This window comes from Ruegeria sp. AB7, assembly GCF_056542625.1.
Genome location: NZ_JBQGAC010000006.1, coordinates 87,697 through 102,523, shown reverse-complemented (window position 1 = coordinate 102,523; position 14,827 = coordinate 87,697). Strand labels below are relative to the sequence as shown.

The 14,827-nt window shown below is 59.9% G+C and carries 12 protein-coding genes; 2 read left to right on the top strand and 10 right to left on the bottom strand.

Going from position 1 to position 14,827, the window contains the following annotated elements; genetic code table 11:
• Positions 1-114 precede the first annotated feature (114 nt).
• The 6 genes from cobS to ACR0EN_RS15825 form a co-directional block, all read right to left on the bottom strand.
• Positions 115-1,101: a cobaltochelatase subunit CobS gene (gene cobS, locus ACR0EN_RS15850; protein ID WP_010437533.1), complete on the bottom strand. Its 987-nt coding sequence runs from the start codon at positions 1,099-1,101 to the stop codon at positions 115-117.
• Between the two features lie 145 nt (positions 1,102-1,246).
• Entirely contained in the window at positions 1,247-4,594 is a 3,348-nt protein-coding gene (locus ACR0EN_RS15845; protein ID WP_480587671.1) for an error-prone DNA polymerase, read from the bottom strand.
• Positions 4,591-6,066, bottom strand: a complete 1,476-nt coding sequence (locus ACR0EN_RS15840) for a Y-family DNA polymerase (protein ID WP_170818899.1) — start codon at positions 6,064-6,066, stop codon at positions 4,591-4,593. Before ACR0EN_RS15840 ends, ACR0EN_RS15845 begins: the two co-directional genes overlap by 4 nt.
• A gap of 101 nt (positions 6,067-6,167) precedes the next feature.
• A complete protein-coding gene (locus tag ACR0EN_RS15835) occupies positions 6,168-6,899 on the bottom strand; it encodes an amino acid ABC transporter ATP-binding protein (RefSeq protein WP_480587668.1) in 732 nt (243 codons plus the stop codon).
• Positions 6,899-7,732 carry an amino acid ABC transporter permease gene (locus ACR0EN_RS15830; protein ID WP_480587665.1) on the bottom strand — a complete coding sequence of 278 codons (834 nt, stop codon included), beginning with the start codon at positions 7,730-7,732 and terminating at the stop codon, positions 6,899-6,901. The genes ACR0EN_RS15835 and ACR0EN_RS15830 overlap by 1 nt, the downstream gene beginning before the upstream one ends.
• 1 nt (position 7,733) lies before the next feature.
• Positions 7,734-8,549 carry an ABC transporter substrate-binding protein gene (locus ACR0EN_RS15825; protein WP_170662947.1) on the bottom strand — a complete coding sequence of 272 codons (816 nt, stop codon included), beginning with the start codon at positions 8,547-8,549 and terminating at the stop codon, positions 7,734-7,736.
• A 322-nt stretch (positions 8,550-8,871) separates the two neighbouring features.
• Between ACR0EN_RS15825 and ACR0EN_RS15820 the strand changes: the two genes are divergently transcribed.
• Positions 8,872-9,432: a CHAP domain-containing protein gene (locus tag ACR0EN_RS15820; RefSeq protein ID WP_170392689.1), complete on the top strand. Its 561-nt coding sequence runs from the start codon at positions 8,872-8,874 to the stop codon at positions 9,430-9,432.
• Positions 9,433-9,979: 547 nt separating this feature from the next.
• On the opposite strand, the gene ACR0EN_RS15815 is transcribed toward ACR0EN_RS15820, so the two are convergent.
• Positions 9,980-11,371, bottom strand: a complete 1,392-nt coding sequence (locus tag ACR0EN_RS15815) for an aminotransferase class III-fold pyridoxal phosphate-dependent enzyme (RefSeq protein ID WP_170392687.1) — start codon at positions 11,369-11,371, stop codon at positions 9,980-9,982.
• A gap of 221 nt (positions 11,372-11,592) precedes the next feature.
• On the opposite strand from ACR0EN_RS15815, the gene ACR0EN_RS15810 reads away from it, so the two are divergent.
• Positions 11,593-13,221 carry an acyl-CoA synthetase gene (locus ACR0EN_RS15810; RefSeq protein ID WP_480587661.1) on the top strand — a complete coding sequence of 543 codons (1,629 nt, stop codon included), beginning with the start codon at positions 11,593-11,595 and terminating at the stop codon, positions 13,219-13,221.
• Here ACR0EN_RS15810 and ACR0EN_RS15805 read toward each other — a convergent pair.
• The 3 genes from ACR0EN_RS15805 to ACR0EN_RS15795 all read right to left on the bottom strand — a co-directional run bounded on the left by ACR0EN_RS15805 (position 13,218) and on the right by ACR0EN_RS15795 (position 14,827).
• Positions 13,218-13,550, bottom strand: a complete 333-nt coding sequence (locus ACR0EN_RS15805) for a DOPA 4,5-dioxygenase family protein (RefSeq protein ID WP_170402428.1) — start codon at positions 13,548-13,550, stop codon at positions 13,218-13,220. The two genes, ACR0EN_RS15810 and ACR0EN_RS15805, sit on opposite strands and share 4 nt — an antisense overlap.
• Before the next feature lie 88 nt (positions 13,551-13,638).
• Positions 13,639-14,277 carry a maleylacetoacetate isomerase gene (gene maiA / locus ACR0EN_RS15800; protein ID WP_480587659.1) on the bottom strand — a complete coding sequence of 213 codons (639 nt, stop codon included), beginning with the start codon at positions 14,275-14,277 and terminating at the stop codon, positions 13,639-13,641.
• Positions 14,278-14,284: 7 nt separating this feature from the next.
• On the bottom strand, positions 14,285-14,827 hold the full coding sequence (locus ACR0EN_RS15795) for a VOC family protein (protein WP_170392683.1): 543 nt from the start codon (positions 14,825-14,827) through the stop codon (positions 14,285-14,287).

The window sequence follows — 14,827 nt, the reverse complement described above, 5'->3', positions numbered from 1 at the left end:
CGCCCTTTGTGTTGCAGTGACCCGCCGCATCAATGCGAAACCGGATCCCCCTTCATCTGGCCAAAAATACCTCCGCCGGAGGCATTGCGCCCCGCAGGGCGCAATTCATATTGCTTAGCCCAAGCTCGCGCTCGCCGCGCTTTCCGGCAGTTCCTCATCAAAGCAGCGCTGATAGAACTCAGCAACCGTCTGGCGCTCTAGCTCGTCACATTTGTTCAGGAACGACAGGCGGAAGGCATAGCCGATGTTGCGGAAGATTTCTGCGTTTTGGGCCCAGTTGATCACGGTCCGGGGGCTCATGACGGTGGACAGATCACCGTTCATGAAGGCGGTCCGGGTCAGGTCAGCGACGGTGACCATCTGGCTGACGGTCTTGCGGCCCTCGGCGGTGTTGTAATGCGGCGCTTTCGACAGAACGATCATCGTTTCCGCATCGTGGCTGAGATAGTTCAGCGTCGAAACCAGCGACCAGCGGTCCATCTGCGCCTGGTTGATCTGCTGCGTGCCATGATAGAGGCCGGTGGTGTCGCCCAGACCCACGGTGTTGGCGGTGGCAAACAGGCGGAAGTTCGGGTTCGGTGTGATGATCTCGTTCTGGTCCAGCAAGGTCAGCTTGCCGTCATGCTCCAGCACGCGTTGGATCACGAACATCACATCCGCACGGCCCGCGTCGTATTCGTCGAAGACGATGGCAACGGGGTTGCGCAGCGCCCAGGGCAGGATGCCTTCGTGGAATTCAGTGACCTGCTTGCCGTCGCGCAGTTTGATCGCGTCCTTACCAATCAGGTCGATCCGGCTGATATGGCTGTCGAGGTTCACGCGCACGGCAGGCCAGTTCAGACGGGCGGCAACCTGTTCGATATGGGTCGATTTCCCGGTGCCGTGATAGCCCTGAATCATCACCCGGCGGTTATGGGTAAAGCCCGCAAGAATCGCCAACGTGGTTTCGGGATCGAACTTGTAGGTCGGGTCGATCACCGGCACGCGGTCGCTGCGTTCGGCAAAGCCTTTGACTGCCATATCGCTGTCAATGCCAAACACCTCGCGAACCGAAATGTCCTCGGTGGGTTTTGCGTTGATGTCGATCGATCCGTCAGCCATGCGCCTTGTCCTTATCCTTTGGCCCGTTCACCGGGTTTGAACCCGTGTGTGGTGCAACATATTGCGGGCAAGGGCAAGGGAAAGAGGTGACCGGATCACGTTAGCCAGATGTTTCTTTGAAACTGGCCTTATGCTGGCGCGGGTTCTAGTGAAAATCCCGGCTTGGGAACAGACGCTTGGCCTGTTCGCGCGGATGGCGGGCGCTTGGGCCGTTCTGCCGGGGGCGCGGGGTGTCATCCGCTTGCGGTTGGGTGATGCCGATGGCCTCATCCAGCGGATGCCCAAGCTCGGACAGTTTATGCGACATATCGGTGATTTCCTGCGCGATCAGATGCACGACGATCCCCTCGCGCTGCAGATACCCGCGGACCTGCAGCAACCGCCCGCCCATCACGATGCGGCGAAAGCGTTCATAGACCTTGGGCCAGACAACCACATTGCTGACCCCGGTTTCATCTTCAAGCGTCAGAAAGATCACGCCCGAGGCGGTTCCCGGCCGTTGGCGTGTGATCACCAGCCCGCAGACGCTGTAGCGGCCCAGCGGGATGTCCTGCAGCGTGGCATGCGGCACAAGGCCGGGGATGGATGGGCGCAACAGCTCCATCGGGTGCGAGCGTAGGGTCAGACGGGTCGAGACGTAGTCTTCGACAACTTCCTCGCCCAGATGCATCACCGGTAGGTTGACCTGTGGCTCGTTGATGCTTTCGCCATCGATCGGGTCATTGAACAGTGGCAGGGCGGTCCGGCTGCGGATGGCTTTGACATGCCACAGGGCGTCGCGCCGGGTCAGGTCCATGCCGGAGAATGCATCCGCCTCGGCCAGACGGGTCAGAACATCCGGGCGCAGCCCGGCCCGCAGCCACAGCGTTTCGGGGTCCGGATACCCATTGCCGCGCGCGGCCACGATCCAATCCGCATCCTCCTGCTTGAACCCCTTGATCTGGCGAAAACCCAGCCGCAGGGACAGCGCCCCATCGGCGCGGCGTTCCAGCAGATTGTCCCATTCCGAGGCGTTAACGCAGACCGGACGAATCTCGACCCCATGCTCGCGCGCGTCGCGCACGATCTGGGCAGGCGCGTAAAACCCCATGGGCTGCGAGTTCAGCAGCGCGCAGGCAAAGATCGCCGGGTGGTGGCATTTCATCCAGGCCGAGACATAGGCCAGCATCGCAAATGCCGCGGCATGGCTTTCGGGAAAGCCGTAATCGGCAAACCCTTCGATCTGGCCAAAGCAGCGGTCGGCGACCTCGGGCGTATAGCCATTGTTCAGCATTCCCGCGATGAACTTGTCGCGATAGGTGCCAATCGTCCCCATGCGCCGGAACGAAGCCAAGGAGCGGCGCAGGTGGTCAGCCTCTTCCGCCGAAAAACCTGCCCCAACCACGGCGATTTGCAGGGCCTGTTCCTGAAACAGCGGCACGCCCAGCGTGCGCCGCGTCACCTCTTCCAAGGCGGGGCCGAAGGGTTCGGATTTTTCCAGCCCGTTGCGCCGCCGGATATAGGGCTGCACCATATCGCCCTGAATGGGGCCGGGGCGGACGATGGCAACCTCGATCACCAGATCGTAGAATTCGCGCGGCCTCATCCGGGGCAGGAAATTCATCTGCGCCCGGCTTTCGACCTGAAACACGCCCACCGCATCAGCGGCGCACAGCATGTCATAGGTCGCCGTGTCCTCTTGCGGGACGGTCGCGATGCTGAGGGTTTCGCTGTTGTGCTGTTGCATCAGGTCAAACGCCTTGCGGATACAGCTGAGCATCCCCAGCCCCAATATATCCACCTTCAGAATGCCAAGCGCGTCGATATCGTCCTTATCCCACTCGATCACGGTGCGGTCTTCCATCGCGGCGTTTTCGATCGGGCACAGCTCATCCAGCCGCCCTTTGGTGATGACAAACCCGCCCACATGCTGCGACAGGTGGCGGGGGAAGCCGATGATCTCGCCAATCAGGCGAACCGTCTGCATCAGGCGCCGGTCTTTGAGGTCGAGGCCCAGTTCCTGCAGCCGCTCGGCATCAACGCCGCCATTGCTCATCCCCCAGATCTGGCCGGACAGGCCCGCGGTCACGTCCTGAGACAGGCCCATCACCTTGCCCACCTCGCGGATTGCCGCGCGGGATCGGAAATGGATGACCGTGGCACAGAGGCCCGCGCGGTGGCGGCCATATTGCTCGTAAATCCATTGGATCACCTCTTCGCGCCGCTCGTGTTCGAAATCCACATCGATATCCGGCGGCTCACCCCGGTATTTCGAGACAAAACGCTCGAACACCATGGCGATCATGTCGGGGCTGACATCGGTGATGCCCAGCAGATAACACAGGATCGAATTGGCGGCCGAGCCGCGCCCCTGACACAGAATGCCTTGCGAGCGGGCGAATTGCACAATGTCATGCACGGTCAGGAAATAGGCCGGGAAATCCAGATCGGCGACCAGCGCCAGTTCCTTTTTCATCAGGTTGATGGCCTTCTCGGTCGGGCCATCGGGATAGCGCCGTTTCAACCCCTCGCGCGCCAGACGTTCTAGCCGCGCCAGCGGGGTTTCAGTGCTGGCGATCTCGTCGGGGTATTCATAAGACAACTCACTTAAGTCAAAGCTGCAGCGGTCGGCGATTTCCAGCGTGCGGCGCAGCGCGCCGGGGTGGTCCTGAAACAGCCGGGCCATATCCGCGTAGCCTTTCAGCCGCCGCTCGGCATTGGGCAGGGCGCGGGTGCCGATCTGGTCAATCGTGATGTGTTCGCGCATGCAGGTCAGCACATCGGCCAGTTGGCGGCGGCTGCCACGGTGCATCAGCACATCGCCCACCGCCACCATCGGGGCCGAGGCCCGCAGCGCCGCCTGCGCACAGGCCGTCAGATAGGCCCGGTCGCTGCCGTCATAACGCGGCACGGCCCCCAGAAACACCGCATTGGGGAATTGCCGCCGGACGGTCTGAATATCGGGGATGGCCTGTTTCAACCCCGCCTGAGGCAGCGCGATCAGTATCATCCCCTGACAGGCCGCCAGCATGTCCTGCAGGTCCAGATGACAGTCGCCTTTCTCGGCCCGTCGCTTGCCCAGCGTCAGCAGCCGGGTCAGCCGCTGATAGGCGGCGCGGTCGCGGGGCAGGGCCAGCCAGTGCACCGCGCTGTCGCGCAGAACCAGACGGCAGCCGACGATCAACTTGGGCAGGGCGGGTACGTCCGGTTTGTCGATTGGCTGCACATGCCCGACCTCTTGTCGGGACGAAGAATCGAGGCGGTGCTGCGAGCGGATCTGAACCGCGCCTTCAGCCTCGCGCCGCAGTTCTTTCAACGCGCTCCAGCCCCGGACCACCCCAGCCAGTGAGTTCCGGTCGGTGATCGCGATGGCCTTCAGGCCCAGCTCTGCCGCGCGGGTTACCAGCTCTTCTGGGTGTGAGGCTCCGGTCAGGAAGGTGAAATTGGTGGTTACGCCCAACTCGGCATAGCCGGGGTCCTGCGCGTGCGAGCTGGGCGGGTTCGGTTTGCTCATGCGAATTCCCCATGCACGAACCATCCCGGATTTTGCGGCGTGTAATACAGCCACAACCGCCGCCCCTGCCGGGTTTCAACCTGCCAGTAATCGCGCAGGCCCGTGCGCCAGTTCTCATCTTCCAGCCACCATTCGGGGCAGATGCGTTCGGGGCCGGTTGAGCGGCCTGTGGTCAGCGACATCCGCCGCCAGCGAAAGCGGCGCGGCGGGTGCGGGCCTGATCCGGCGATAGGTTCTGGCGGAAACAGCTGCAGAGGGCGAGGGCGCAGGGCGACCCAACCGCCTGCAGGGTCGGAATAGGCGGCGGGCGAGATGATGAAGCTGCGCTCGGGGATATGGCTTTGCGCGGGCAGTAGGCGGTGGACCTGTTCCAGCCCGATCCGGGTGCCGATGCGGGTGATCAGGTCATCCAGTTGATCCTTGCCCCGGCTTGCGGCGCGGCTGATCTGGCGCACGGGCAGGGGTTCCACCAGCGTGGCCTCCAGCCGCAGCTGATCGACGCCAAAGCCTGCATCCACCTCGGTCAGTCCACGCTCGAACAGGGGCAGGATGCGATATGGATCACGCAAGGGGCGGGCCAGCCGCAGTTCGACCTGCTGATGATCCTGATCCACCCGGCGCAAGGTCATGCACAGCTTGCGCGCGCCCATTTCCTGCGCTTTCAGCTTGTCGCAGAGCCGTTCCAGCAGCCGTTCCGCCCCGGCCATCATGTCGGACAACAGCCCAATGGGCTCGGGCAGGGTCATGCGCACGCCGTAATGGGGCGGATCGGCCAGCGGGGTAATCTGTTCGGGCTGATCCCCCAACGCCTGATCCAGCCGCATCAGTACCTCGGGGCCAAAGCGGCGTGTCAGCGGCGCGCGCGGGGTTTGCGCCAGTTCGCCAATCCGGCGCAGTCCCAGCCGTTGCAGCGCGACCGAGGTATCCTCATCCAGCCGCAGTGCTGCCACCGGCAGGGCGCGGATGGCCTTCAGCGTATCCTGGGTCGCAACCCCTTCGCCATAATGGGCCAAAGCCCAGGCCGCACCGCGTGTCGGGGCCAGACCGATCTGCACCGCCAGCCCGGCCCGGGCCAGACGCCTGCGTATGTCGGTCAGCATCATCTCTTCCCCGCCCGCAAGATGCGCCGATCCTGTGATGTCCAGAACCAGCCCATCCTCACCCTCGAGCCCGACCCAGGGGCAATAGCGCGTGGCCCAGCGGCGCAGGGCGTGCAGAAACCGTTGATCCCCTTGCGGGTCGGCAGGATGGCTTTGCAGATCGGGGCAAAAGGCGCGGGCATCGGAATAGGGCATGCCGCTGTGCAGGCCCTGCCGCTGGGCCTGTACATTCAGGCAATACACCCGGTTTGCATTGTTCTGTTTCAGCGTCAGAACAAACGGCCCATCGACCGGGCGCACACGCAAAGCCCGGTCACTTGCCAGCCGGGGAAACCAGAGTGAAACGATACGGCGCTGCATCCCGCCGAACATATAAAACCCCCAAATGTTCTACATTTGTTCTTATATGTTCTTGACCCTCAAAGAGTCGAGTCCTTGAGGGTCAGATTGTCAGGGATTCAGAGCCCAGGCGCTTACTTCAACGCCCGCGCCAAAAAGGCTTGTGTGGTCTGGTGCGAAGGGTGGTCAAACACCGCGTCGGGCGGGCCTTCTTCGATGATCCGACCGCTGTCTAGGAAGCAGATCTTGTCGGCGGCCTCGCGGGCAAAGCCCATTTCATGCGTGGCCATCATCATCGTCATGCCCTGTTTCTTGAGCATCAGCAGAACATCCAGCACCTCGCCCACAAGTTGGGGATCGAGGGCCGAGGTGATTTCATCAAACAGCATGACCTCGGGCTGCATGGCCAAGGCGCGTACGATTGCGACGCGCTGCTGCTGCCCGCCCGACAATTGGTCGGGATAGTTGTGCATCCGGTCGGCCAGTCCGAACCGGGCAAACAGCGCTTCGACCTCGGGCTGCAATACAGCGCGCGTCAGCCCACGCACCCTGCGGGGCGCGAGCATGACATTCTCAAGCGCGGTCATATGCGGAAACAGGTTGAAGCTCTGGAACACGATCCCGATCCGGGCACGCACCGATTGCGGGTTCAGACCGGGGATTGAGATATCCTCGCCATCCAGAAAGATCGCGCCGTCTTCGATGGGTTCCAGCAGGTTGATACAACGCAGCAGAGTCGACTTGCCCGACCCGGATGCGCCGATCAAGCAAACCATTTGGCCCTCATCAACGGTGAGATTAATCCCGTCACAGACCGTGCGGTCGCCAAAGCGTTTCACCACGCCCTGAAGTTCCAGTTTGGGCATCAGCGCCTCTCTCGCATTTGGCGGGCCATCAGGTGATCGGCGTAGCGTGTGGCGGGGATGGTGACGATCAGGAAGATGATCGCCGCGCCCACATAGGGAGTGAAATTCGCCAGCAGCGACTTGAACACTCCGGCCTGACGGAAGATTTCGACCGGGCCGATGAAGCTGAGCAGAGAGACATCCTTTTGCAGCGCAATCAGCATGTTCATCTGTGAGGGCACCACGTTGCGGATCGCCTGCGGCAACACCACGTCGCGCATCACCTGCCGTTCCGACAAACCCAGCGATAATGCGGCGGCGCGCTGGCTGTGGTGGACGCTGTCGATGCCGGAACGGAAGATCTCGGCCACATAGGCCGAATAGGTCAGGATCAGCGCCAGCGAACCCCAGATATAAGGTGAATTCCACGGGCGCGGCAGGCCCAGCCCCGGAATACCGAAGCCGATCAGATAGACCGTCAGGATCACAGGCACGCCGCGGAAAATGTCGGTGAACGCCGCGCCAAAGATGCGCAGCGGAAACAGGGCGGGCGATTTGGCATCCCGCGCCAAGGCAATCAACAGGCCAAGCACGGCGATCGCCGGTGCGGACCACAAAAAGATCATCACGTTGATCCGAAACGCCTCAAGCAGTTTCGGGAAGGTTTTGACAAGCGTCTCGCCGTTAAAAAAGCTCTGCTGAACCTTCGACCAGCCCGGAGCCAGCGGCACCAGAAAGTAAATCGCGGCCACAACTGTGACCGTGCTTATCGTGGCGATCACCAACGACCTGCGTCGTTGGTGCGCCTCGTACCGTTCGCGGCGGGTCATCCCCGCCACCTTATGATCTGCCATGTTACTTGATCAGAGGGACACCAGTGGTGTCCTGCAGCCATACGGCTTCGATTTCGGCCAGTTTGCCGTTAGCTGCCAGTGCCGCCAGCGCCTCGTCCACGCAGGCTTTCAGAGGGTTGCCTTCTTCCATCAGCATGCCGAAATGATCCGGATTGTCATTTTCATCCGCCGGGAACTGACCGATGACCTTTGAGCCTTCGATCATCACTGCGCTCAGGAACAGCGCAGTGGGCAGATCGAACAGGGCCGCATCAATCTGGTTGGCCGACATGGCGGCGTTAACGTCAGCATTGTCGCCATAAAGCAGCGGATCGCTGTCGGGCTGGATGATGCTGGCCAGTTTCGGCACCGCCGTGGTCGAGCCGACGGCCCCCCATTGCAGACCTTTCAGCGCTTCAAGCGTCGGGGCAGTGTCGGTCGAATTGGGGCTGACCAGAACCGCCATCGGGGCGGTGTAGTAGGGGGCAGAGAAATCGACCACCTGATCCCGCTCGGGTGTGATCGAGTATTGCTGCATGTTGACGTCGAATTCCTTGGCGCCGGGCTGGATCGCCTCGTCGAAGGACGAGCGGACCCAGACCACATCATCAGCCGCGAACCCCATTTCTTCAGCCACGGCATAAGCAACGGCTGCCTCGAACCCTTCGCCGCTTTCAGGCGCGTCATCGATCACCCACGGATAGTAGGCCGGGTTGCCCGTTGCGATGGTGAATTTGCCGTCTGTCAGCGTTTTGCCAGCAGCGCATTGTTCTTGCGCATAGGCCGCTGTTGACAAAAACAGAATTGAAGTTGCCGCGATCGAGAGTGTCTTGGACATCCGATACAAACCTCCTGTTGGATTGGGTTGCGGTCAAAGTAATTCTGCCTAACCCGACTGTCCAGCGGATGCTTGATCGTCGAACTGCGGGACGGGTTGGCGCTCATGTGTCAGGTGACCTTGTGCCGGTCTCTTCGCCTGCCAGGAATCCCAGGGACGGCACAGGGAGGAAACCTGTTGAATAAGTGACCGCACGCTCGGCCAACGGCCGGAATGCGGCGCAGGAACTGGCAATATTCTGCCGGGGAGCAGCTGGGCTCTTTTCTTTTTCCTAAAGATATTATTAAAACTGCTTCACCACTCAAACCGGCAAAGAACCTTCTTGCAGTACAACGCACGCAATACCGATACGATCTGGTCGCGCCTGCCCGGCGTCGCGCGAATTGCCGTTGTTTTGGGACTTTTCAGTCTGATCTCGGCCTGTGCTAAGAATCCGAATGAGGTGGACTTGGATCCCGAACGTCAGGCCATGGCGTTGCAAGAGGTCTCAAGAAAACATGCGCTGGGACAAAGGGTGTGGTGCGTGCCCTACGCACGCAACCTCAGCGGCATCGAAATTCGTGGCAACGCCAAGGATTGGTGGGGCAAGGCTCGCAATGGGTTTGACCGGGGTAATGAACCGGAGGTCGGTGCGGTGATGTCGTTTCGGGCCACCAGAGGGATGCCCCTGGGACATGTGGCTGTCGTGTCCGATATTGTCACCGAGCGGGAAGTCATTGTGAACCACGCAAACTGGCTCCGGAATAAGGTGTCGTTGCAGATGGGCGTGAGGGACGTGTCCAAAAACAATGATTGGACGCTTGTGCGGGTTGAAAGCCGGCCGGGCAGCTACGGCAGTTCTTACCCGGTGAACGGGTTCATCTATCCGAATTTCGGCGAGTAACCCAAGCTCTCCTCACCCCCGCCAGTAGCTGGCACGGTAAAGCCGAGTGTCCGACATGCCGCTGTCATTCGGGCGTTTTTTGTTCGGTGGCGGGTTTGTTTACTTTGACACATGATCAATGCCCGCAGGGCGGACTTATCCGTCACTTATTTGTAGGCCAATTCCTTCAATTAACTCTGGCGCATCAAGCTTTCGAAACGCGTCTGCGACTGCATTCTGTGAATCCTGGTCAGCTAACTGTAGATGAGCTGCAATGTTTTCCAAGGCGCGAATATCGTTGTCACAATCCGTTGGGGCCTCGCGCGTCTCAATGTGTTTCACTGCTAGTGCGAGAGCCAAAGCCAAATTTTCCATCGCACAACCTCGATATGCTGAGATTTGAAGCTACAAGACCGAAATCATTGTGACAATGGGCTCTTACCTGCCCCTTGAATGCAAACCGAGTATCCTTGGCATCAGCTCATAAACTTGGCCGATGTCCACATAAAAAGAAACCCGCCAAAAGCTGGCGGGTTTCGTCTGTTTTAGCAATACTACAGCGGTCGGATCAGCCGAACACACGCCCCAGCGCGCCGTCTACGGCGTCGGTGATCTGGTCGATATCGTCCGCCGTTGCAATCAGCGCTGGCGAGAAGCACAGCGTGTTGTTGCGGCTGGGGATCGAGCGGTTGGTGGCACCGATGATGACGCCCTGCGCCATACAATCAGCAACCACGGCCTGAACGCGCTTTTCGTCCATCGGATCCTTGGTGGTCCGATCGGTTACCAGCTCGGCGCCAAGGAACAGACCCTTGCCGCGCACGTCGCCGATGACTTTGTGCTTCTCCATCAGCGCCTGCAGGTTGCCCATCATGCGATCACCCATGTCGACGCAGTTCTGCAGCAGGTTTTCATCCTGAATGATGCGCATGTTTTCAACCGCTGCCGCCGGACCGGCAGTGCAGCCACCAAAGGTCGAGATATCACGGAAATAGTTCATCGGGTCTGCCGCGTCGTCTTTGAACATGTCAAAGACTTCCTCGGTGGTGACCATGCAGGCGATCGCGGCATAACCCGAGGCAACGCCCTTGGCCATGGTCACGAAGTCCGGCTTGATGCCGTACTGCTGATAGCCGAACCACGTGCCGGTCCGACCTACGCCGCAGACAACCTCGTCAATGTGCAGCAGGATGTCGTATTTCTTGCAGATCTCTTGCACGCGGGGCCAATAGCCTTCAGGCGCTTCGATGACGCCACCGCCTGCGGTCACGGGCTCAAGGCACAGGGCACCAACAGTGTCGGGGCCTTCGCGCAGGATGACCTCTTCGATCTGATCTGCAGCCCATTCGCCAAAGTTCTCTTCCGGTGCGCCGTCCAGCTCGTGCTTGCGGTACTCCATGCAATGAGGCACGCGCACGAAATCGGGTGCAAAGGGACCGTACTGCGCGGTGCGCTCGTCCTGACCACCTGCCGACATTGTCGCCAGGGTGGAGCCGTGATAGTCGCGGTCACGGTACAGGATTTTGGTTTTCTTGCCGCCATATTTCTTGTGCGCGATCTGGCGGATCATCTTGAACGCCTTCTCGTTCGCCTCAGAACCTGAATTGGTGTAGTACACGCGGCTCATGCCCGGCATCTTGTCGATCAGCATTTCCGCGAAATTCGAACCGGGGATCGAGCCTGCGGTGTTGGCGAAGTAGCACAGCTTCATCAGCTGGTCATAAACCGCCTTACAGATAGATTCGCGGCCATAGCCCACGTTCACGGTCCAGACACCGCCTGATACGGCATCCAGGTGCTCTTTGCCCTTTTGGTCCCACACGCGCATGCCTTTGCCTTCGACAATGATACGGGGATCGTTGGTCTCAAACGGCTTGTGCTGGATCAGGTGATGCCAGAGGTGGGCGCGGTCGGCTTCGACGACGCGGGAAAGATCGTTTTCGTTGAACGTGCCGTCCATGACATGTCCTTTCAAAAGTGGGGCGCGCGGGGAATCAGTAGGTCCCGGCGGGCGCAAAGTGACGTGATACTGCAGATCAACGCGAATGGTGCGCGTGAAGTAGGGCCAGATTAGCCCATAGGATATCTCCAGTGTAGCTCAAACGCGTATTAATACGGGTTTGTTATGACGTAAACTTTGTGCTCAATACGACAATCTGACGAGTTTGGGAGGATCGCCGGATGACAGCCACACCTATCTACCAGCAACATCTGGATAAAACCCCGGCGAATTTCACGCCGTTGTCTCCGCTGAGCTATCTTGAGCGGACGGCGGCAGTGTATCCGGATTACCCATCCGTTGTGTATGGCGAGCGCCGGTATAGCTGGGCAGAAACCTATGTGCGGAGCCGACGTCTGGCCAGCGCGCTGACTACGCGTGGCGTAGGCGTGGGCGATACAGTCTCGATCATCGCGGCCAATATCCCCGAGCTGTATGAGGCGCATTTTGGCGTGCCCATGGCAGGGGCGGTGCTGAACGCGATCAACACGAGGCTGGATGCGCCGATCATCGCCTTCATTCTGAACCATGCCGAAGCCAAGGTTCTGCTGGTCGATCCCGAGTTTTCAGGCGTCGTGAAACAGGCGTTAGCGCAGGTGGATCACAACATTCTGGTGATCGACATCGAAGACGCCAGTTTTGACGGTGGCGAGCGATTGGGAGATCTGACCTATGAGGCTCTGTTGGCCGAGGGTGATCCAGAGTTCGACTGGTCTTTGCCCGCAGATGAATGGGATGCGATCACGCTGAACTATACCTCGGGCACCACCGGCAACCCCAAAGGTGTAGTCTATCACCACCGCGGCGCGGCGCTGAATGCAACATCGAACATTCTGACCTGGGGGATGCCGCAGCATTCGGTCTATCTGTGGACCTTGCCGATGTTCCACTGCAACGGCTGGTGTTTCCCGTGGACGATGGCGGCCAATGCGGGAACCTCCGTCTGCCTGCGCGCCGTACGGGACGAACCGATCTATCGCGCCTTCCGAGAAGAGGGCGTAACTCATTTCTGCGGCGCGCCGATCGTGCTGAACATGCTGGCCAATGCACCGGATCACCTCAAGGATTTCACGCAGCAGATTAAGGCGATGACCGCTGGCGCTCCACCGCCGGCCAAGGTGATCGAAGCGATGGAAGGGATGGGTGTCGAGGTTACCCATGTCTATGGGTTGACCGAGACTTATGGTCCATCCGTCGTCTGCGCCTGGAAGGACGAATGGAACGACAAGGGTGCAGAGGATCGCGCCGCGCTCAAGGTGCGTCAGGGTGTGAAATACGTGGCATTGTCTGGCTTGATGGTCGCAGACCCGGAAACCATGGAGCCTGTGCCCTCGGATGGCGAAACCATGGGTGAGATATTCATGCAGGGCAACATTGTCATGAAGGGCTATCTCAAGAACGCCGAGGCGACCGACAAAGCCTTCAAAGGCGGGTGGTTTGCCTCGGGCGATCTGGGCGTGATGCACCCGGATGGCTACATCGCGCTGAAGGATCGGTCCAAGGACATCATCATCTCGGGCGGCGAGAATATTTCATCGGTCGAGGTTGAGGATACGCTTTATAAACACCCGGCTGTTATGGAGGCAGCGGTGGTGGCCCGCCCGGATGAGAAATGGGGTGAAACGCCGTGTGCATTTGTTGAATTGAAACCGCAGGCAGAGGCGAATGAGGCGGAGATCATCGCTTTCTGCCGGGATCATATGGCCCATTTCAAAGCACCCAAGACGGTTGTGTTTGGGGCGTTGCCCAAGACGTCGACGGGGAAGATTCAGAAGTTCATCCTGCGCGACCGGGCGCGTGAATTGGCTTAATCGAAGATCGACAGATCAAGTGGCAGCATCTCGCCCATCCAGATAGCGCGATCCCGGTGATCAGCCAAGTGATCGCCGGTTTCTGGATGCGTAAAGATGGTCAGCCCTTGCCGGTTCAGGATCAGCCAGGGAAAGACCTGATCAAAGGCTTCGGCTGGAAAGCCCAGCTGGCAACTCCATCGCGGATGCGGGCCAACATTGCGCGCATGCATGTGGCCCATCTGGACAGCGGGAAACAGACGCGCGGCCTCTTCACAGACCTGCCGTGCCGTGTCCTGAGTGTCGGCGTCGAAATAGACATGGGCGTGGTAGCCGGTGATCTTGGGCATGGGGTTCTCCATCTGTCGTTGCATAGAAACCTAAGGACGGCGCGAGGATTTGTGCACCCGCACCGCCACACAGACTCTGTGCGCCGGTTCAGAGCGGAGCGTGCAGGTCAGGATGGGCTGCGGCAAAGGCCGAATGCTCGGCGCAGACGGCCTCGACTGCTGTCAGGCGTGGCATATCGGATAGATCAACTTCCCACCGGCGCGCATTATAAAGCTGTGGTATCAGGCAGATATCGGCCAGACCCGGCGTTTCACCGGTGCAGAACGGGGATTGATCAAAGCCGCCCAGCAGCGATTCAAACGCGAGCAGACCCGGCCGGATGAAGTGACGCATCCAGTCGCCGGGCATGTCGCCTGCACTTTGGGTGAGCGCGGTGGCATGTTTGGCAACCGACAGATTGCAGACCGGATGGATATCCACCGCGATACTGTGCGCCAATGCCCGCGCCGCGGCTCGCTTGGCCGGATCGGTTGGCAGCAGACCCAGTTCGCGGGTCTCATCCAGATAATCGATGATCGCCAGCGATTGGGTCAACCGAACCCCATCGATATCCAGCACCGGGACCAGACCTTGCGGGTTGCGGTCCAAATGATCCGGGGCGCGATGCGCCCCGTTCACCAGATCCACGACGACCGGGCGGTAGGTGATCCCAGCCAGATTCAGTGCAATCCGCACCCGGTAACTGGCGGACGAACGCCAGTAATCAAACAGAACCACTTCGGACATACGATGGTTAGCCTTTGCTTAGTTCCTTGGCATGCAGCCAGTCGGCATGCTGAGGGGCTCGTTTGGTGCGCGACCATTCTTCGAGCATATCCCATTTGACCGAATCCAGCCGGGCCAGCATGGCCTCTTCCTCGGGGTCGGGGCAAGCCAGTTCCACCCGGTGACCGTTCGGATCGAAGAAATAGATCGAATGAAAGATCGAATGATCCGTGACACCCAGAACCTCGACGCCGTTGGCTTCGAGATGGTCCTTGAATGCGATCAGCTCATCACGGTCCTTCACCTTGAATGCGATGTGCTGCACCCAAATCGGCGTGTTAGGATCGCGCCCCATTTCCGGCTTGGTAGGCAGCTCAAAAAACGCCAGCACATTGCCATTTCCGGCATCCAGAAACAGGTGCATGTAGGGATCAGGTTCATGGGTGGAGGGCACATGGTCTTCGGCAATCGCCAGAATGAAATCCATGTTCAGCATCTTGCCATACCATTCAACGGTCTCTTTCGCGTCCTTGCAGCGATAGGCGACGTGGTGAATCTGTTCGATTTTCAT